Annotated in this window: 17 protein-coding genes; 16 read left to right on the top strand and 1 reads right to left on the bottom strand. The window is 33.9% G+C overall.

The window, feature by feature from the left end:
* The first annotated feature begins 397 nt into the window (after positions 1–397).
* The 5 genes from gltB (at position 398) to RB619_RS00380 (ending at position 10,490) form a co-directional block, all read left to right on the top strand.
* A complete protein-coding gene (gene gltB / locus RB619_RS00400) occupies positions 398–4,915 on the top strand; it encodes a glutamate synthase large subunit (protein ID WP_308093963.1) in 4,518 nt (1,505 codons plus the stop codon).
* Positions 4,916–5,014: 99 nt separating this feature from the next.
* A complete protein-coding gene (locus RB619_RS00395; protein ID WP_308092653.1) occupies positions 5,015–6,469 on the top strand; it encodes a glutamate synthase subunit beta in 1,455 nt (484 codons plus the stop codon).
* 505 nt (positions 6,470–6,974) lie between these two features.
* Positions 6,975–8,237 carry a diaminopimelate decarboxylase gene (gene lysA / locus RB619_RS00390; RefSeq protein WP_308093960.1) on the top strand — a complete coding sequence of 421 codons (1,263 nt, stop codon included), beginning with the start codon at positions 6,975–6,977 and terminating at the stop codon, positions 8,235–8,237.
* Positions 8,238–8,425: 188 nt separating this feature from the next.
* Entirely contained in the window at positions 8,426–9,757 is a 1,332-nt protein-coding gene (locus RB619_RS00385; RefSeq protein ID WP_308092649.1) for an AAA family ATPase, read from the top strand.
* Positions 9,744–10,490, top strand: a complete 747-nt coding sequence (locus RB619_RS00380) for an HNH endonuclease (protein ID WP_308092642.1) — start codon at positions 9,744–9,746, stop codon at positions 10,488–10,490. The genes RB619_RS00385 and RB619_RS00380 overlap by 14 nt, the downstream gene beginning before the upstream one ends.
* Before the next feature lie 245 nt (positions 10,491–10,735).
* Here the strand turns inward: RB619_RS00380 and RB619_RS00375 are convergent, their stop codons facing one another.
* Complete coding sequence (locus RB619_RS00375) at positions 10,736–11,944, bottom strand: MFS transporter (RefSeq protein ID WP_308092639.1); 1,209 nt, start codon at positions 11,942–11,944, stop codon at positions 10,736–10,738.
* Positions 11,945–12,044: 100 nt separating this feature from the next.
* Here RB619_RS00375 and RB619_RS00370 point away from each other — a divergent pair, with 100 nt between their 5' ends.
* From RB619_RS00370 to RB619_RS00320, 11 genes are all read left to right on the top strand, one after another.
* Entirely contained in the window at positions 12,045–12,863 is an 819-nt protein-coding gene (locus tag RB619_RS00370) for a helix-turn-helix transcriptional regulator (RefSeq protein WP_308092636.1), read from the top strand.
* A gap of 133 nt (positions 12,864–12,996) precedes the next feature.
* Complete coding sequence (locus RB619_RS00365) at positions 12,997–13,359, top strand: hypothetical protein (protein WP_308092633.1); 363 nt, start codon at positions 12,997–12,999, stop codon at positions 13,357–13,359.
* A 36-nt stretch (positions 13,360–13,395) separates the two neighbouring features.
* Positions 13,396–13,845, top strand: coding sequence for a hypothetical protein (locus tag RB619_RS00360; RefSeq protein WP_308092631.1), 450 nt, complete (start codon positions 13,396–13,398; stop codon positions 13,843–13,845).
* 15 nt (positions 13,846–13,860) lie between these two features.
* Positions 13,861–14,337, top strand: a complete 477-nt coding sequence (locus RB619_RS00355) for a DinB family protein (RefSeq protein ID WP_308092629.1) — start codon at positions 13,861–13,863, stop codon at positions 14,335–14,337.
* 195 nt (positions 14,338–14,532) lie between these two features.
* Complete coding sequence (locus RB619_RS00350; protein ID WP_374119642.1) at positions 14,533–15,621, top strand: DUF1624 domain-containing protein; 1,089 nt, start codon at positions 14,533–14,535, stop codon at positions 15,619–15,621.
* 41 nt (positions 15,622–15,662) lie between these two features.
* Complete coding sequence (locus RB619_RS00345; RefSeq protein WP_308092624.1) at positions 15,663–16,052, top strand: hypothetical protein; 390 nt, start codon at positions 15,663–15,665, stop codon at positions 16,050–16,052.
* A 180-nt stretch (positions 16,053–16,232) separates the two neighbouring features.
* Positions 16,233–16,703 carry a DUF1572 domain-containing protein gene (locus tag RB619_RS00340; RefSeq protein ID WP_308092622.1) on the top strand — a complete coding sequence of 157 codons (471 nt, stop codon included), beginning with the start codon at positions 16,233–16,235 and terminating at the stop codon, positions 16,701–16,703.
* 73 nt (positions 16,704–16,776) lie between these two features.
* Positions 16,777–17,142: a hypothetical protein gene (locus RB619_RS00335; RefSeq protein ID WP_308092620.1), complete on the top strand. Its 366-nt coding sequence runs from the start codon at positions 16,777–16,779 to the stop codon at positions 17,140–17,142.
* A gap of 212 nt (positions 17,143–17,354) precedes the next feature.
* Positions 17,355–18,542 carry a hypothetical protein gene (locus RB619_RS00330; protein WP_308092612.1) on the top strand — a complete coding sequence of 396 codons (1,188 nt, stop codon included), beginning with the start codon at positions 17,355–17,357 and terminating at the stop codon, positions 18,540–18,542.
* 152 nt (positions 18,543–18,694) lie between these two features.
* A complete protein-coding gene (locus RB619_RS00325) occupies positions 18,695–19,021 on the top strand; it encodes a metalloregulator ArsR/SmtB family transcription factor (RefSeq protein ID WP_308092607.1) in 327 nt (108 codons plus the stop codon).
* On the top strand, positions 19,011–19,511 hold the full coding sequence (locus RB619_RS00320) for an SRPBCC domain-containing protein (RefSeq protein WP_308092599.1): 501 nt from the start codon (positions 19,011–19,013) through the stop codon (positions 19,509–19,511). Before RB619_RS00325 ends, RB619_RS00320 begins: the two co-directional genes overlap by 11 nt.
* Positions 19,512–19,540: the final 29 nt, after the last annotated feature.

Raw genomic sequence — 19,540 nt, 5'->3', positions numbered from 1 at the left:
TCTGAATTTATTTCAGAATAAAAGTGCGACAAAAGTAGCAAAATTCAACTTAATAGTAAAATCTTTTTCCAATTAAAAAACGAGTCAATTTGTGATTAATTACAGATTCTTTTTCAAAGCAAATTAATCGTTAACGAATTGCATCGAAAAAGTTAACGCAAAACCACTATATCGTTTGAGATTTAACAAAAAAACCTATTGAATTCTAGGCTTCACGACGATTTTTCCTAATATTATTTAAATGTTATTATGATTTTATCATTTCGCAATGCTTTAAATAATATTATTATCATTTAAGAACCGTTTTTCTAATATTACGACAAAAATGAAAGCAAAAGAACAATTTCAATACATTATGTTTAACGAAATCTCTATTTTTGTAGAAAAAATATCAAGAATGAAAGTTAAAGAACAAGGGCTTTATCTGCCTGAATTTGAACACGACAATTGTGGTGCAGGATTTATTTGTAATTTGAATGGTATTAAGTCAAATGATATTATTCACAAAGCATTAGACATCTTAATTAAATTGGAACATCGTGGTGCCGTTAGTTCTGATGGAAGAACTGGAGACGGGGCTGGAATTTTATTCGACATCCCTCATGATTTTTTTAAGAAAGTTTGTGACTTTGAAATCCCAGAATCGCGTGAGTATGCAGTAGGAATGGTTTTTTTACCAAAAAGCAAAAACCAAGTTTCTTTTTGTATTAATGCATTTGAAGCAACTATCAAAGATCAAAACTTAAAGGTTTTAGGTTGGAGAGATGTGCCTGTTGACGTTGAAAATTTAGGTGAAATCGCCGCAGAAAAAGAACCAACAATTAAACAAGTTTTCGTTTCTAAAAACGGACAGGATTTAACTGAACAAGAATTTAATGCAAAACTTTTTGCAGCTAGAAAAATTGCCGAACATGCCGTAAGAGGATCTAAAACCTCAGAAAGCCATATGTTTTATTTTACTAGTTTATCGACAACTACTATAATATATAAAGGTCTATTGATGCCGGAAGACATCAGCCGTTATTATATAGATTTGAAAGATCCAGACTTAGTGACACGCCTTGCGCTTGTACACCAGCGTTTCTCTACAAATACATTCCCATCTTGGGACTTAGCTCAACCGTTTAGATACATGTGTCATAATGGTGAGATCAACACACTTCGTGGAAACGTAAGCCGTATGCGTGCTCGTGAAGAGCTTATGCAAAGCAAAGTTTTTGGCGATGATATCAAAAAATTATTCCCAATTATCTTAGAAGGAAAATCAGATTCTGCTTCTATGGATATGGTGATTGAGCTTTTATTAATGACAGGTCGTTCATTGCCAGAAGCAATGATGATGGTTGTTCCTGAAGCTTGGGAAAAACACCAAACCATGTCTGCCGAAAAAAGAGCTTTCTACGAGTTCAACGCTTGTATTATGGAGCCTTGGGATGGTCCTGCTTCTATTCCGTTTACAGATGGTAACGTAATTGGTGCATTATTAGACAGAAACGGATTGCGTCCTTCTCGTTATACATTAACACATAGTGGATTCGTAATTATGTCATCTGAAATTGGTGTATTAGACATCGATCCAGAAGATGTAATTCAGCACGGTCGTTTAGAGCCAGGAAAAATGTTCTTGGTTGATATGAATGAAGGTCGTATCATCGAAGACGAAGAAGTTAAAAAAGCGATAGTTACAAAACGTCCGTACCAGCAATGGGTTGACGAAAACTTATTGCCACTTGCAAAAGTTCCTTACACAAACAACCCTACTCCTGTTGAAAAATTAGATTTCTTGACAAGACAACGTTTGTTTGGTTATACTATTGAAGATTTAAAAACGATCATCAACCCAATGGGAAGCGACGGAGCTGAAGCAATCAGTTCTATGGGTAATGATACGCCTTTGGCAGTTCTTTCAGATCAGCCTCAGTTGTTGTACAATTACTTCAAACAATTATTTGCTCAGGTTACAAACCCACCGTTGGATGGTATTCGTGAAGAAATTATTACTGATATCAGTTTAGCGATTGGTGGAGATTTCAATATTTTCGAAATTGAATCGAAACAATGTAAAAAATTAAAAATCCAAAATCCGGTTATCTCTAACGAGGATTTGGATAAAATCAGAAATATCGATCACGCAGATTTCAAATCGGCTACTATTTCTACTTTATATAAAATAGAAAAAGGAGTTAACGGTTTAGAAAGAGCGCTTGAAAAATGTGTTCAGGCTACTTTCAAAGCGGTTGAAGAAGGATGCAACATCATTATCTTATCGGATAGAGGTGTAAGCGAAGAATTAGCTCCAATTCCAATGTTATTGGCTTGTTCTTATATTCACCACTCTTTGAACATTTTACAAGTTCGTTCTAAATTCGGAATCATCATCGAATCTGCTGAACCTAGAGAACCTCATCATTTTGCTTTATTGTTTGGATACGGTGCAAGTGCAATCAATCCTTACATGGTAAACGAAATTATTCACGATCAAGTTGAAAAAGGTTTCATTACAAAAGTAAAAGCAGATTATGCAGTTGTAAACTACAACAAAGCGATTGCAAAAGGAATCGTGAAAATCATGAACAAAATTGGTATCTCTACTTTACATTCATACAGAGCTGCTCAAATTTTCGAGATTTTAGGTTTAAACAAAACATTTACATCTAAATACTTCCCTTACACGCCATCAAGAATTGAAGGAATTGGTTTAATGGAAGTAGAGAAAGAAGTTAAAAAACGTTTCCAAAAAGCGTTCCCAAATTCAAAAATTGCAAACTTGCTTTCTCTTGAAATTGGAGGTATTTACAGATGGAGACGTGGTGGTGAAAAACACATGTTCAACCCAACGACTATTTCTAAATTACAACAAGCGGTTCGTTTAAACAGCCCTGAAAGTTATAAAGAATACTCAAATGCCGTTAACGAGCAAAGCTCAAACTTAATGACTATTAGAGGTTTATTTGAATTCAACAATTTGGATCCAATTTCTATTGATGAAGTAGAACCTTGGACAGAAATTGTGAAGAAATTCAAAACGGGTGCAATGTCTTACGGATCTATTTCTAGAGAAGCACACGAGAATTTAGCGATTGCGATGAACAGAATTGGAGGAAAAAGTAACTCTGGAGAAGGTGGAGAAGATCCAAAACGTTTCCAGAAAGAAATTAACGGAGATTCTAGAAACAGTGCTATCAAACAAGTTGCTTCGGGACGTTTTGGTGTTTCGATCAACTATTTGACAAACGCTAAAGAGATTCAAATTAAAATGGCTCAGGGAGCGAAACCTGGTGAAGGTGGGCAGTTACCTGGAGAAAAAGTAGTGCCTTGGATTGCTGAAACTAGAAACTCTACGCCTTATGTAGGTTTAATTTCGCCTCCTCCTCACCACGATATCTACTCAATTGAGGATTTATCTCAGTTGATTTACGATTTAAAAAATGCAAACCGTGAAGCTCGTATTAACGTAAAATTAGTTTCTGAAGTTGGAGTTGGAACCATCGCTGCCGGTGTTGCCAAAGCAAAAGCTGACGTTATCTTGATTTCTGGTTACGACGGAGGAACGGGAGCTGCACCTTTAACATCTTTACAGCACACAGGTATTCCATGGGAACTTGGTTTAGCTGAGGCACAACAAACTCTGATCTTAAACGATTTAAGAAGCCGTGTCGTTTTAGAATGTGACGGACAGTTGAAAACAGGTCGTGACGTTGCTATCGCAGCTTTATTAGGAGCTGAAGAATTCGGTTTCGCAACGGCTCCGCTTGTAGCTTCTGGATGTATCATGATGAGAGCATGTCACTTAAATACTTGTCCGGTTGGTATTGCAACTCAGGATCCTGAATTGAGAAAAAATTTCAAAGGAACTCCAGAGCACGTAATCAACTTCATGTATTTCATTGCTGAAGAGTTAAGAGAAATCATGGCGCAGTTAGGTTTCAGAACTTTAAAAGAAATGGTAGGTCAATCACAAAAATTAAATGTGAACAAAGCCATCAAACATTATAAAGCAAATGGTTTAGACTTGTCATCAATTCTATACAAACCGGAAAAAGCGAAAACAGAGCCAAATCATAATACAACTACTCAAGATCACCAACTTGAAAACGTATTGGATTTTGACATCATCAAAGAAGCGATTCCGTCGATCTATAGAAAAGAGAAAACAAGAGTAACCTTTAAAATTAAAAATACAGACCGTTCTGTAGGTGCTATTTTGAGTAACGAAATCTCAAAAATCTACGGCGCACAAGGATTACCTGATGACACTATTTTAGTTGATTTTGAAGGTTCTGCCGGACAAAGTTTTGGTGCTTTTGCAACAAACGGATTGTCATTTAAAATTCACGGAAACTGTAATGATTATTTAGGGAAAGGGCTTTCTGGAGGAAAATTAATTGTAAAAGTACCTCCTACTGCAACTTTCAAACCTGAAGACAATATCATTATTGGAAACGTTGCCCTTTACGGAGCTATTACCGGAGAGGCTTATATTAATGGAATGGCCGGAGAGCGTTTCTGTGTTAGAAATTCTGGAGCAACAGCAGTTGTTGAAGGAATTGGAGATCACGGTTGCGAGTACATGACCGGTGGTACAGTAGTAGTTTTAGGAAAAACAGGAAGAAACTTCGCAGCTGGTATGAGCGGTGGTGTAGCTTATGTTTACGATCCAAATAAGAAATTCGATTCGACTGTTTGTAACATGGAAATGGTTGCATTCGATCCATTGGAAGAAGAGGACGTTACGAAACTAAGAAAACTGATCAAAAATCATTCATTGTACACAAGCAGTCCATTAGCAAAAAGAATTTTAGCAGACTGGGAAAACCAACAACAGCACTTCGTAAAAGTAATGCCTACGGATTACAAAAAAGCATTACAAAGAATTGCAGAAGAGAAAAAAATAGAAGAATTAATAGCTGATTAAAAAAGGTTCTGAGGTACTAAGTTTCTGAGGTACTAAGTTTTGAGTTTTCAACTCACTTCTTACATCTCACATCTCACAACTAAATCTAATTAAAAAGTCATGGGTAAAATAGGCGGATTTAAAGAATATAACAGAGCCGATGAAAGTAATTTAGCAGTAGCAGAACGTGTTTCGAACTACAACGAATTTACTATTCCGGTACCAAAAGATAAATTAAAAGAACAAGGATCAAGATGTATGGACTGTGGAATTCCTTTTTGCCACAGTGGTTGTCCGTTAGGAAATTTAATTCCTGACTTCAACGACATGGTACATCAGGAAGAATGGCAAAGCGCATTAGAGATTTTACAATCGACTAACAACTTCCCAGAATTTACAGGACGCTTATGCCCTGCTCCATGTGAGAAATCATGTGTATTAGGAATCATCAAAGATCCTGTTTCTATCGAAAACATCGAGAAAAGCATCATTGAAAGAGGTTTTGCTGAAGGATGGATTAAACCACAGCCACCAAAAACAAGAACTGGAAAAACTGTTGCCGTTATTGGTTCAGGGCCTGCAGGATTGGCGGCGGCTCAGCAATTAAACAGAGCGGGTCACACCGTTACGGTTTTCGAAAGAGACAATGCCATTGGAGGTTTATTACGTTACGGAATTCCAAACTTCAAATTAGAAAAAGGAATTATCGACCGTCGTGTAGTTGTTCTTGAAGCAGAAGGAATCACTTTCAAAACTAACGTAAATGTTGGTGTTAACTTCAGCGTAGAAGAATTAAACGCATTCGATTCTATTGTTTTATGCGGAGGAGCAACTGAAAGAAGAAGCTTGCCAACTAAAGGAATCGAAAGCAAAGGAGTTGTTCAGGCAATGGATTTCTTAACGCAGCAGACTAAAGTTTTATTTGGAGAATCAATTCCAGATCAGGTTAAAGCAACTGGTAAAGATGTAATCGTTATTGGTGGTGGAGATACTGGTTCTGACTGTATTGGAACTTCTAACAGACACGGAGCTAAATCGGTTACTAACTTTGAGATTTTACCAAAACCTCCAGTTGGAAGAAGCGAGTCAACTCCTTGGCCTTTCTGGCCGTTGCAGTTAAAAACATCTTCTTCTCACGAAGAAGGTTGCGACAGAAACTGGTTGATCAACACTAAAGAATTCATTTCTAACGATAAAGGCGAATTAACTGGATTAAAAACCGTTGAAGTACAATGGAAAATGACTCCAGGTCAGCGTCCTGAATTAATCGAAAAAGAAGGTTCAGAAAAAATCTGGCCTTGCGATTTAGCTTTATTAGCTCTTGGATTTACAGGTCCAGAGAAAACATTAAGCGAGCAATTAGGAATCGAAACTGATTTTAGAAGCAACTACAAAGCGCATAACTATCAGACAAACGTTCCTCACATTTTCACTGCGGGTGATATGAGAAGAGGACAATCATTAATCGTGTGGGCTATTTCAGAAGGTCGCGAAGCAGCAAGAGAGGTAGATTTGTTCCTTATGGGCTCTACAAACTTGCCTACTAAAGGAAAAGGAGATTTACCGAGCTTATAAATTTAAGACTCTAAGATACTGAGATGCTAAGGTTCTAAGCTTTTTCCTTGCATTTTATTTAATCTTTATTCCGATAACAACATAACTACTAACAAACCCTTGAATTGATATTCAGGGGTTTTGTTTTTTTGAAGCATCACAACAGGCATTTTAGTAAACATAGTTCCCGCTTTCGGCTATATCTCTCCTCCCGATAGCCATCGGGATTCGAGGATACCGCCTCAATCGGGGCTAAATTCAAACATTTGGCTTCTTTTAAAAATTCGTAAAAAAAAATCCATTCAATCTGTGCATCCCGATAGCTATCGGGAGTGGCAAAAAATAATTTCAAGCACATTTAAGAATGAGTTAAATTCGTGAATTCGTGGCAAATAAACTTTGTATCTTTGGGTATTTATCAAAATTTACCTATTTTTCAGTTGTAAAAATCCGAAATAAGCAAGTTTTTGTTCAAAATAAAACAATTTGTTATATTTTGTTATTTTTCTACAATTTATTTGCTGATATACAAAAGAGTAATAACTTTGCCCAAAATGATTTAAAAATGCAAGCAAAAGATTTACTGCAGTTAGCAGACCAATTTGGAAGTCCATTATATGTTTATGATGCCGAAAAAATCCAATCTCAGTACAACAGATTAACTAAAGCTTTCTCTAAGGTAGAAAACTTAAGAGTTAATTACGCCATGAAGGCATTGTCAAACGTTGCGATTCTTCAGTTATTAAAGAACATGGGGTCTGGCTTAGACACTGTATCAATTCAGGAAGTTCAGTTAGGACTTCATGCTGGCTATGATCCTGACAAAATTTTCTTTACACCAAACGGAGTTTCTTTAGAAGAAATCGAAGAAGTTGCCGCAATGGGTGTACAAATTAATATCGACAATTTATCTATTTTAGAGCAATTCGGAACAAAACATCCACATATTCCGGTATGTATTCGTATCAATCCACACGTAATGGCGGGTGGAAACGCTAACATTTCTGTTGGACATATCGATAGTAAATTCGGAATTTCTGTTCACCAGATTCCGCATATCTTGCGAATTGTTGAAAATACAAAAATGAGCATTGTTGGAATTCACATGCACACAGGGTCTGATATTTTAGATATCGAAGTATTCCTGTATGCTGCTGAAATCTTGTTTGATACGGCTAAACATTTCAAAGATTTACAATTCTTAGATTTCGGAAGCGGATTCAAAGTTCCTTACAAAAAAGACGATATCGAAACAGACATCGAAGAATTAGGTAAAAAATTATCTAAAAGATTCAACGCTTTCTGTACAGAATACGGCAGAGATTTAACGTTAATTTTCGAACCAGGAAAATTCTTGGTAAGTGAAGCAGGCCATTTCTTAGTAAAAGTGAACGTAGTAAAACAAACAACCTCAACAGTTTTCGCTGGAGTTGACAGTGGTTTCAACCACTTAATTCGTCCGATGTTATACGGATCTTCACACCACATTGAAAACATCTCAAACCCAAAAGGAAAAGAGCGTTTTTACTCTGTTGTAGGATACATTTGCGAAACAGATACTTTTGCCAACAACCGCAGAATTCAGGAAATCACTGAAGGCGACATTTTATCTTTCAGAAACGCTGGAGCATATTGTTTCTCAATGTCTTCAAACTACAATTCAAGATACAAACCAGCCGAAGTCTTATGGATGAACGGTCAGGGAATCTTAATTCGCCAAGCTGAAACATTTGAAGATTTACTTAAAAATCAAATTCCGTTGCCACAAGAAATTGCTGCAACTGTTTAAAATAAAAAAAAGAGAATATCAATTGTTGAAATCCCGTTCCCGAAAGGTGAACGGGATTTTTTTGCTTCACTTATTTCAATATTTTACCATTAAGTATTATTTACAAAAAACAATCTTTTTTATAACTTACTTTTATTTTTTTTCCATTCATTACAAATCGTTACTTTTGTTGAAACTTAAACTTAAAAATGAATAACAAACATACTGCTTACATTAGTAGATTCTATATTGAAAATATTAAGTGTTTTCAAGGTAAAAATAATTTTGATCTTTTAGATGAAAACGGAAACATTGTACAGTGGACAGTCATTTTAGGAAATAATAACTCTGGTAAGACCAACATCTTAAAATCTATAGCTGATCTCGAGCCTACTCTTTTATCATTTGGAGATAAAAAAAATGAACAAGAAACAAAAAATTATGCACCACTCAATTTAATGAGAGGTTTAAGAGAAAAACCAAAAAATTTAAAAGAAGCAGAAGCAGAAAATAGTTTCATAGGTTGTGATATCTTATACAAGAAAAGAAGCTCTAGTAAATCACCATTTACAGGTAAGTTTTCATTATATGGACAAGAAGAAATTAGAGAAAACAATCTTCCTAAATGGGGTTTTACTCCAAATAGAATGTGGAATAGTCGAGATTCTGATATATTAAACGACTTAAAAATTTATGGTTATGGAGTAACTAGAAGAACAGGGAAAAAAGGTATTGCAGAAAATGATGACAATTACAATTCTGCAACTTTGTTCAATCCTGAAATGAGTTTAATTAATATTGAAGATTGGTTATTCCAACTAGATTATGCGAGTAAAAATAATCAAAAAGCAGGAACTGAAAATTTAAGCAAAATAAAAACACTAATTAAGAGCGGGATTTTTCCTGATATTTTTGATTTTAAATTTGATTCATCTGAAAATTTAAAAAACAATATATTATTTAAAACAAAAAGCGGATGGAATAAATTGCAAGATTTAGGCTATGGCTATCAAACCACTTTATCATGGATTATAGATTTATGTAAAAAAATGTTCGAACGCTATCCTCGTTCAATAAATCCTTTAGAAGAACCATCTATTGTACTAGTAGATGAAATTGACTTACACTTACATCCAAGTTGGCAAAAGAATGTTGTTAAATTTCTAAGTGAAATATTTCCTGCAACTCAATTCATTGTTACAAGTCACAGCCCATTGGTAATTCAGTCCTTAGACAAACTTAATTTATTTGTCTTATCAAGTAATGAAAACGGAGTTTCTGTTAATAAATCAAAAAAGAACACATTCAAAGGATGGTCAGTTGAAGAAATCCTTCAAGACGTAATGGATTTAGAAAATGGTAATTATTCAGATCTTTATAATAATTATTTTTTAGAATTCGATAAAGCCCTTGATGACAATAACTTTGAAAAAGCATCATCTATTTATAAAAATCTAGATAAAATTTTGCACCCAAATAGTGCTGATAGAAAAATTTTGAAACTTCAACTTTCACAATTAATTGGCAATGATAAAACTTAATTTAACTGACAAACCAGTAAAACTTACTGATGAATTAGTAGAAGAACTTACCAAGAAATACTTGTCAGACGGCAGTGATGTTTGGAATAGATCATTTATCAGAGAATCCGTTTTAGGCTTTTCTAATAGCAAATGCTGTTATACTGAATGCAAATTAAACTCCGAAAGTAAGTACATGGAAGTTGATCATTTTCATCCAAAAATTCATTTTCCTAATGATGTTGTTTTGTGGGGCAATCTATTGCCATCATGTAAAAAATCAAATACAACAAAAGGTGAGCTTAATACCAAATTAAATCCAATTATAAATCCAATAGTAGACGACCCAAAAGAGCATTTAAGAATTAATGGTTTTAGATTTTATCATAAATCAGAAATTGGAAGAAGAACAATTGATTACACTGCTTTAAATGATAGACAACATTTTGTAAATAAGAGGTTTGAAATTGGGATAAAAATCATAGAACTAATTGAAGATATATATTTGAGTATTACTGATTTAGCTAAAGACATAAAAAACAACCATCATAATATTACACGTATAATAAATAAATATAAGAGTTTATTAAAAGAGGCAGATAGAAAAGAAGAATATGCAGCTACTATATCTACTACGATACTAATGGATTCACACAATACGTCAATAATTGATATCTTAAAATCAAACGATTTATGGGATGATGAACTCGAAAATCTTTTAGTTGAAATCAATTTTTGCTCATTATGTGATTAAACAATCCCCCGCTGGCGCGAGTGTCTCGCTCGTGAACAAAAGAGGAGCAAAAAAGAGACTTTGCAGGCACGAGCGAGACGCTCGCGCTAGCAACCAAAAAAGAACAAAAATCTTTTATAAGTTGCCTCCAGTTTTAACTGGAGGAATTTATCAAGATTAGAAAAGGCTTTAGCCAAATTATTTACAATTTGGCTAAAGCCTTAAACACTTTTATCATTTTCTCATCCAGCTAAAGCTGGACGCAATTAAACTTTTTTCCTCCCCTCAATATTCGGTAAAAATCCAGTAATAATCCCAATCAAAGGCAGAAACGCACAAATTTTAAAAACATATTCTATACTCGTTGCATCGGCGATTTTTCCTAGAACGGCAGAACCTAAACCTCCCATTCCGAAGGCGAATCCGAAGAAAAGACCGGCTACTAAACCCACTTTTCCTGGCAATAATTCGGTTGCGTAAACTAGAATTGCAGAGAACGCAGAAGAAAGAATCAATCCGATAATTACAGATAAAGTTCCTACCCAAAATAAATCTACATAAGGCAACATCAACGTAAATGGCGCAATTCCCAAAATAGAAACCCAGATTACATATTTTCGTCCGAAACGGTCTCCAATTGGCCCACCAATTAAAGTTCCTGCCGCAACAGCGCCTGAGAATAAAAACAAATATATTTGAGATTGCTGAATTGTGATGTGAAATTTATCAATTAAAAAGAACGTATAATAACTCGTAATACTACTCATATAAAAGTATTTAGAGAAAATCAAAACCAACAAAATAATCAACGAACCAATCACTCTATTTTTAGATAAATGATGCGTTTCGATTTTATGTCCGGCTTTATTCGCATTTCTTTCAGACAAATGTTCTGTGTACCAAAGCGCAATTTTATACAAAGCAAAAATTCCGACTAAAGCAATTATACAAAACCAAGCCACATAATTTTGTCCATGCGGAATGATAATAAAAGCAGCTAATAAAGGTCCGATTGCACTTCCTGCATTTCCTCCCAACTGAAAAATAGACTGCGCCAATCCTTTTTTTCCGCCTGAAGCCAAATGTGCCACTCTCGAAGATTCCGGGTGAAAAATCGAAGATCCAATTCCGATTAAGCTTACTGATAATAATAGAAATGTAAAACTAGACGCGATCGAAACCAAAAATAATCCGGTCATGGTGAAACACATTCCAATAATAAGTGAATATGGTTTTGAATTTTTATCCGTATACATTCCCACAAAGGGCTGTAAAATAGAAGCGACGATTTGGTAGGTAAAAGTGATAATTCCGATTTGAGTAAAACTCAGTCCGAAATTTTCTTTAAGGAGCGGATAAATTGACGGAACTATAGCTTGTAAAAGATCATTAATTAAATGCGAAAAACTGATTATAAAAAGTATTGAATAAGTTGTTTTTTTAATTACTTCTGGTTGTACTTTAACGGTTTCCATGAGTTGTTTTTAGGTTAATCTTCATTTTAAAAATAACAGCTGCATTATTTTTTTACAAAATTGAAATAAATTACAATGTCAAAATTGCTATATTTGGACAATGAATAATCAGATTCGGACATATCGAATGGCACAGGATTATGGATACCAAATCGATCCATTAATTCCTGTTATTGGTTACACCGAAACGGTAAACAATGAAATGTGTATTTCGCACTCGCATCCTAGAGCGCAACTTATTTATGCAACGCGCGGTGTAATGCATGTTGTGGTTGGAAATAACATTTGGGTGGTAAATCCGTTGCAGGGATTGTGGCTTCCGAGCGGTGTCGAACATCAAGTAACTTTTCAGAAAGACGTGAATTACTACAGCGTTTTTATCGATCCGTCTGCGACTAAAGGATTGCCAACAAACAGTTTTTCTTTTGATATTCCGATGTTTTTGAAACAGCTTGTTTTCAAAATTATTTCTTTCGGAACAAAAGGAAATTTAACCGATTCTCAGCTAAGAATCATTGCGGTTTTTCTTGATGAATTGGCACAAATTGTCCCAAGTGCTACTTTTTTGCCTACTACAAATAATGAAAGATTACAGAAAGTGGTCGATCTTTTATTAAACGATGTATCGAGCAAACACAACATTGATTATTATGCCGAACTTTCGTTTATGAGCAGCAGAACTTTATCTCGTTTGTTCATCAAAGAATTAGGAATGAATTTCAGCGATTGGCGCGCTCGTTTAAAACTAATCGAAGCCATTAAACGATTAGGCGAAAAACAATCCATAAAAGAAATCGCTTTAGATTTGGGCTACGAAACAGCCAGCGCCTTTATTTTTATGTTCAAGAAGCATCTAGGAAAAACGCCTTCTAATTATATTTTAGAAGATGAAAATGATGCGGATAAAATATCAGCATAATTTTTTCAAATAAAGAATTTACCCGAAAAACTTGAGTCAAAAATTGTTGAATTCTGTTTAAAGTCTTCCCTATTTTATAAGGCATTTAATATTATATTCGTATAGAAAAACTTCATTATTAAAAACAAACAAAATGAAACTACAAATACGAATCCTGCTATATTCGATTCTTTTCTTTTTATACCTTACAACAACTCCCATTTTACTTACTATTGGAGAAAAATTAAAAACAGATCCCTATGTGACTTTAGGCTTTGGTTTTGCTATTCTCAATTTAATTTATGCTTTCCTCGCTTTAAAATGGACCTTGTTGCTAAATATAATCTACTCCATTGCCATTGCCACTTTATCACTGACTTTGGCTTTAAAATTTACCAATTTGCATTTGCTTTTAAATTACGATCCATATCAAGTTAAGACTGCAATATTTGCAAATGCTGTGTTTTCAATTATCCTTTGGGAAATTGTTTATCAGCTAAAAATTAGAAAATCATAAATTAAAAATCGTCCCTCAGATCTAAACTCCAAAACCATGAAAATTACAATCTCCTTATCTGCATTATTTCTGTTACTTACTACAAATTTATTCAGCCAAACCATTGCTGATTTAAAATTAAAACCAAAAGAAATTCCGAAAGCTTACACTTTCAACGATGGCAATATTTGTATTACGCCACAAGCTTGCACATTTTACAACGACATTGAAACCTACAGCAATATTGTTGGAACTTTAAAAAGCAAAACCATTCAAAATTTCAGAAGCAAAGGCGACCGCGGTTCTATTATGTATTTTGAGTTTGAACACGTTTTTAAAGGTGATCGTTTTCTGCAAGGATTACTTTGGGGAAAAGACGGTCAGCCAACTGACGAACATCCTGAAGAATATGTGGCAAAAGGAAAATTCCTGATTATTTGGAGCTTTCGTCCAGACAGTCCGTTAAGAGAAAAATCAGAAGCGAAAATTGAGGCGCTTTTGCTATAAAAACCAGCTACAAAAATGACTAGACAAGGTGCCGTTGGAGCATTGCTTGACATTTATGAACAAGCAATTTTAGATCTTAAGAATGTAATTAAAAACATTCCTGATAATGTTTTGACAAAAATTATAGACGAGAAAACAACAAACGAAGATTGTAAATCGATACAAACCATTTTATCACATGTTGTAAGATCTGGTTATATCTACGCGATAAATATTCAAAATCTAAAAGGACATAATATTCAACGACCAGAAAAGGTTTTTCACCTCACTATTGCTGCATATTTGAACGATTTAACAAACGTTTTTGATTACACTGAAAATGTTTTCAGAGAAGTAAAAGACAATGAGTTAGAGCAATATGACAATTCATTGAAAATAAAAACGGGTTGGGGACAGCTTTATGATATTGAACAATTAATGGAACATGCAATTGTTCATGTTTTGCGTCATAAAAGACAAATTGAAAAGTTAAAAATACAATCTGCATTGTAAGTAGGTTTACTGATTAACTGGATTAATTTCATTTCATCTTATTAAAAGAAAGAAATTCTCTCCGGAAATACTCTAAATAAGTTTACTTTTAAGAATATAAAAAATCGAAAACCATGAAACGACTGCCATCCATAGATATCGTCCGCGGCATTGTAATGATTATAATGGCTCTTGATCATGTTCGGGATTTGATGCATGTCGATTCGCTTACACAAAGTCCAACTGATTTGTCGACAACGACACCTTGGTTGTTTTTTTACACGCTGGATCACCTATTTATGTGCGCCAACTTTTGTTTTTTTGGCGGGAACTTCGGTTTATCTTTCGCTTCAAAATAATAGTTTAGCCGACACAAGAACACTTTTATTTAAGAGAGGATTTTGGTTAATCTTCCTTGAATTTACAATTTTCAATTTCGGATTGTACTTCGATATTGGATTTCATACGCTTCTGTTTGAAGTCATAGGTACAATAGGTTTTGGATTTATTGTTTTAGGATTACTACTGAAAATTCCTTCTCGCGTATTAGGAATTATCGGTTTGTGTATTCTCATTTTCCATAATCTTTTGCCTTTTATTTTGGTTTCGCAAAATTTGAAATTGAATTCGGTTTTAACATCATTTATCAGTCCATTTGGGACTCCGTTTGGCAATCCTTTATTAGGAAGAATATTTATTATGGCCTATCCGCCACTTCAATGGCTGGGAATTATGCTTGTTGGGTTTGCTTCCGGAAAATTCTTTATGCTGGAAACTAAAAAAAGAAAAAGCCTATTTATTAAAATTGGTTGCAGTGCTTTAGTTTTATTTACTGTAGTTCGCTTTCTAAATATTTATGGCGATCCAATTTTATGGAGTCATCAAAAAGATGCTGTTTTTACCTTTTTGTCTTTTATCAATGTGACTAAATATCCGCCTTCGCTCCTATTTTGTTTATTGAATTTAGGCATTATGTTTTTGCTTCTTGCCTTTGCGGATCAATTTCATAATACAGTCAAAAAAGTAACTTTGGTTTATGGAAGAGTGCCTTTGTTTTATTTTATTGTTCATTTTTATGTCATTCATATTCTAACTTTAATCCTACTTCTTGCTCAAGGTTTCAGTTGGTCGCAATTTGATTTTGTTGCAGGAACTTTTGGAAGATCAAGAAATATTGCCAACGGTTTACCGCTTTGGGGAATTTATTTACTGTGGATTTTTGTTGTGGCGCTTCTTTATAAACCTTGTCAGTGGTTTGGAAAATATAAGGCTGAAAATAAATATTGGTGGTTGAAATATATTTAATTTGCATCTGCTCTTTCTTGTTCAAAATATTTAACCAAAACATGCCGATAAATCAAACCGAAGTCCCGATAAACAATCAAGAAATCAAAATCATAAAAAGAAAAGTAGAGAAAACAAAAATCTTCTTATTTGTATTTATTTCCTTTATTGCACTTTGGTCTTGGGGAATGAGCAATACCGATTCTTTGTTTTCGTTATTCAATATCATAGTTTTTGTTTTCGTAATCATAGCCCTTATTGTCTTTATACTTTTCTTAAAAAGACTAAATATAACGAGAAAAGATATCGAATCTAAGATCAAGATTGTAAGCACTTTCAGGGTGATTGACAAATATCGTACGTCAAATCGAAACTCTTATAATTATATCATTGTATTTGACTCTAAAGATATCCTAAATATGAGGTTACAAAAAGTAATTATGACCTTATAAATATCACCGACTCTATTGAGATAGAATATTCAAAATTTGCTTTTTGGATTCTCAAAATTGAGCATAATGGCAATGATATCGAGAATAAACACTTTATTCAATAAACAATAAAATCTCAAATTTCCGCAGGTAATTTTTTATATTAGTATTTTAAATTTTCTATCCAAAATTTATTAAACAATGAAAAATACATTCGAAATTGCCAGTCGATTTAGAGAAATTATACTTAACGGAACTTGGGTTGCTAATACCAATTATAAAGACCAGCTTGAAAATCTGGATTGGAAAATTGCGGTTATCCCGATTCAAAACTTAAATACGATTGCTGTTTTAGCACAGCATATTCATTATTATATTGACGGAATAAATACTGTTTTTAAAGGCGGAACTTTAGATATTAAGGACAAATTCAGCTTTGACTTTCCTCCAATTTCTTCTCTCGGAGATTGGGAAAATTTTTTAACTAAATTCTGGACTGCATCTGAAGAATTTGCTTCTTTGGTAGAACAAATGCCTGATGAAAGACTAGATGAAAGTTTTGTTGATGAAAAATATGGTTCGTATCGAAGAAATATCGACTGCATGATCGAACATAGTTACTATCATTTGGGACAGATTGTTTTGATTAAGAAATTGCTAACAAAAAAATAGAGACTTAACTTTTGATTTTCTTTCAAATCAACAGAATTCCTTAATTTTAGAATTCAACTTTAAAACTTTAGTAATGAGAAAATTATTTTTAGGATTTGTATTTTTAATCGGATTATCTGCTACGGCACAAACTTCTAAAGAACTTGTTGGAAAATGGCAATTAGTAAAATGGACTAAAAACGGAAAAGAAAAAGATATTCAAAAACGTTTTAAAACCGATCAGGTTTTTCAGGTTTTTAAAGAAAATGGCGATTTTGAAAGCGTAATTGGTGAAGAATCACATAAAGCAAAATGGAAATTATCAAGTGATAATTCGCAGTTGACAATTATATCAGTTATTCTGCCGGTCGTTTTTAAAATCAATTCTTTTGACAACGAAAAACGTGTCATTACTAATCCTGAAGTCGGGACGTTTGAATACAAAAAAGTGGCGGAGTAAATTAGAATTGTTTTTTCATTTCTTATGAAAAACTAAACGAACTTATGTAGCCCCGATAGAGCCGATATCCTCGCAGTGGAACGGAGAGATAAAGGCGAAAGCGGGACTAAACGTTCTTATGAAAACAGGCGTTTCTGCTCCTTAAAAAATCTAAAAAAGGCATAGTTGTTGAAAGTTAAAAAAGATATATTTACACCTTCAAAAAATACAACATGCAAAAAATTACTTTTCTATTTTCTATATTATTTTTAGCCTTTTCTTCGTGCGGTGTAAAAACAACTCAGGCCTTAATAAGTGACGGAAATTACGACGGCGCCATTGATCGCGCGGTCGAAGCTTTAAGAACCAATAAAGATTCAAAAGGAAAACAAGATTACGTGTATTTGCTCGAAGAGGCTTTTGCAAAAGCGAAAGATCGAGACTTGCGCAATTTGGAAATGCTGCATAAAGAAAACAATCCTGCCAATGCTGAACGCATCTACAATACTTATTTACAGCTAAATAATCGTCAGGAAAAAATCAGACCGATTTTGCCTTTGCCTTTGTTGAAGTTGGGAAGAAATGCGCTTTTCCCATTTGATAATTATTCAAATGATATTGTGAACAGCAAAAATGCACTTTCGAAATATTTGTATGAGAACGCTTCTGCCCTTTTGAAATCGAATAATAAAATGGATTATAGAAAAGCATATGATGATTTTTCCTATTTAGAAAGTATAAATCCTGGTTACAAAAACACCAAAAAATTAATGGAAGATGCGCTTTTTAAAGGAACTGATTTTGTGGATGTTTATGCAAAAAATGAAACCAATTTGGTGATTCCGAAAATGCTTCAGGACGATTTATTGGATTTTAAAACCTACGGATTAAACGATAAATGGACGGTTTATCACAGCGCTAGACAAAAAAATGTGAAGTACGATTATAGTCTGATTCTTAATTTTAGAGAGATTTATATTTCGCCAGAACAGATTAAAGAGAAGGAATTCAGCAAAGAAAGACAAGTAAAAGATGGCGTAAAAACACTTTTGGACAGTCGCGGAAAACCAGTAAAAGATAGTCTTGGAAAAGAAATCAAAGTAGATAATTATAAAATTCTTCGCGCTACGGTTTATGAATTCAGACAATATAAATCATGCCAAGTTACTGCAAAAGTGGATTATGTAGATTTGAAAACGAATCAGCTAGTTCAGACATTTCCTATTAGCAGCGAATTTGTTTTTGAGAATATTTATTCGACTTACAAAGGCGACAAAAATGCTTGCGAAGATAATTATCTTGGTAATTTTAATAAGCGCGCAATTCAGTTTCCGAATAATGAACAAATGGTTTTTGATACAGGCGAAGATTTGAAAGCTAAGTTGAAAGATATCATTGTAAAAAATAAATTTCGACGATAATTATATAACACGATAGTAGAAAAAAAGACGCAATTTTATGCGTCTTTTTTTGTTTAGGATCTTTTTAAAATAAAAAAGGCTCATTTTTTTATTGCGCAACCAAAAAGTTGCGTATATTTGCAACTGATTAGTTGCGTAATTTTATTTTAAAGATGAAACGAGATATTTTTCAGGCAATTGCCGATCCGACACGAAGAGCTATTTTAGTTTTGATTTCTGCCAATGCTTTGACACCAAATGCAATTGCAGAACAATTTAATACAACGAGACAGGCGGTTTCGAAACATATTAAAATCCTGAATGAATGCGAATTACTCGAAGAAAAAAAAATGGGAAGGGAAATTTATTATCAACTTAAAATCGAAAAGATGAAAGAGATAGACCACTGGCTGGAGCAATTCAAGAAAATTTGGGAAAGCCGTTTTAGTCAACTGGACCAAGTATTAATGAATTTAAAATCTAAAGAAAATGAAATCTGATCTTACAATGAATTTTTCCATAGATAAGGAAAATAAAACCGTAAATGTGACACGCGAATTTAACGCGTCATTGTCTAATGTTTGGTCTGCTTGGACAGAACCTGAAATCCTGGATCAATGGTGGGCGCCGGCTCCGTTTAAATCAAAAACAAAGAGAATGGAATTTAAAGAAGGCGGACGAAGATTGTACGCCATGGTAGGTCCTGAAGGCGAAGAACGCTGGAGCTTTTTTGAATATACTTCTATTTCGCCAAAAACGAATTTCAAACACACTTCGACTTTTTGCGATGCTGATGAAAATCCAATTCCGAATTTTGGAAGTTCGCTTTGGGATATCACTTTTTCTGAAGAAGGCGAACTGACTGTTGTTGAAATCGTTATTAAACGTGATAGCTTGGAAGAAATTGAACAACTTATTGCAATGGGCTTTAAAGATGGATTTACAAGTGCGCTGAAAAGTTTGGAAAAAATACTTGAAACAAAAAAATAAGCCTTTTTGTTAAACCAATTATTAATGCT

Origin of the sequence: Flavobacterium sp. LHD-80 (assembly GCF_030929605.1) — a bacterium.
In the GTDB taxonomy this organism is placed as follows: domain Bacteria; phylum Bacteroidota; class Bacteroidia; order Flavobacteriales; family Flavobacteriaceae; genus Flavobacterium.
The sequence above is the reverse complement of the archived record's forward strand: the minus strand, read 5'-3'. Positions and strand labels throughout refer to the sequence as shown.